Source organism: Atribacter sp. (genome assembly GCF_035418125.1).
GTDB lineage: Bacteria > Atribacterota > Atribacteria > Atribacterales > Atribacteraceae > Atribacter > Atribacter allofermentans.
In genome coordinates this window covers 1-1,518 of sequence record NZ_DAOLQM010000365.1, presented here as the reverse complement: position 1 = coordinate 1,518, position 1,518 = coordinate 1, and the positions used below count along the sequence as shown (strand labels likewise).

At 41.0% G+C, this 1,518-nt stretch carries 2 protein-coding genes; both read right to left on the bottom strand.

The annotated features are described in order from the left end of the window. Positions 1–208: 208 nt before the first annotated feature. The gene (locus PLK24_RS11425) at positions 209–1,291 is read right to left on the bottom strand and encodes an ABC transporter substrate-binding protein (RefSeq protein WP_324479256.1); all 1,083 of its coding nucleotides are present in this window, start codon (positions 1,289–1,291) and stop codon (positions 209–211) included. Beyond that, positions 1,270–1,518: ABC transporter substrate-binding protein (locus PLK24_RS11420; RefSeq protein WP_324479254.1), on the bottom strand; the 249-nt coding region annotated here is incomplete at its 5' end. The genes PLK24_RS11425 and PLK24_RS11420, both read right to left, overlap by 22 nt.

The following is a 1,518-nucleotide window of genomic DNA, read 5'->3' as shown; positions in this document are numbered from 1 at the left end:
ACAATACTACAAATAATTAAAGATGACTCAAGAGATTGCCACGACCTCAAAAAGTGAGAGCCCAGAATAAGATTATGATTGGTCGCTATAAATACATTACTTATAAAAATCGTTCCTATATTTACATGATAGTGAAAAAAAGAAGGTTCGGAAAAATTAGTTTTCCGAACCTTCTTTAAAATAACATAATTATAAATTAATGGACTTACTATTGCTCAATCCAAACTGTATTAAAGAATTTTCGTTCGGTTGGATACATCACAAACCCATGAACATTTTTCTTGAAAACCATGAATACTTTGGCATGAGCGATTGGTACCCAAGGAACATCGGCATGAATAATTTCCTGAGCTTTCTCATACAAAGCAGTTCGTTCAGCCATGTCATAAGTTCGCTGGGCTTTGATCAAAATGTCGTGCAGTTCATCATTTCGGTAAAAAGCAACATTTCCGGCACTCCCTACAATAGCAGCATCCTTATCGAGCAGGACGTATATGAAGTTATCAGGATCACCATTATCTCCGGTCCAACCCAGCAAGCACATCGGATGTTTACCCGCTTCAGTTTCCTGGAGGTAAGTTCCCCATTCAACCGAGTATATCTTGGCTTTAATTCCAACTGCTTCCAAGTCAGCTTGAATGGCTTCGGCGATTTTGGGGGGATCAAACATATAAGGTCGAGAAACTGGCATTGCCCAGAGGGTCGTTTCAAAACCATTGGGATAACCGGCTTCTTTCAAGAGTTCAATGGCTTTTTCGGGATTATATTCATAATCTTCTATGGCATCGTTGTAACTCCACATGATGGGCGGAATAGGGTTCTTAGCTGGAACTGCTGTTCCCTTGTAAAGATATTCAACAATTTCCGGCTTATTAATAGCATGGGCGATGGCTTTTCTGACTCGAACATCTCCAAAGGGTTTCTCAAATCCTGGAGTATCTTCACCCATGTTCATGGCTAAGTAACCAACGTTTAATCCAGGAGCTTCCTGAATATAGAGGTTGGGATTATTTTTTATCCGCTCCAAATCATCGGCAGTCGGATATTCCATACTATCGATGGTGCCTTTTTCCAACTCAATAAGGCGAACCGAAGGATCAGGTATGGATCGGAAGATTAATTTATCGACATAGGGACGTCCACCCCAATAGTCAAGATTGGCTTCTAAGGTGAGATGGTCATCTTTGACCCATTCGACGAATTTGAAAGGCCCAGTCCCAACTGGATTTTTAAAAAAATCGGCTCCATATTTTTCACATGCTGCAGGACTCACCATGGAAGCAGTGAACATAGCAGGCTGGTCATGATAGTGGCATTAGGATTGTTGAGAATAATTTGCGCGGTGTAATCATCGACTTTAACGACATCCTTGACATCAGTAAACATCCATTGCCAGTATGCCCATTCCCCATTATTAAAGAAGGGATGATTGGGATCAAACTGTCTTTTGAGAGAATAGACTACTGCATCGGCGTTAAAGTCGGTACCATCAGGGAATTTGACACCCTTACGAAGATG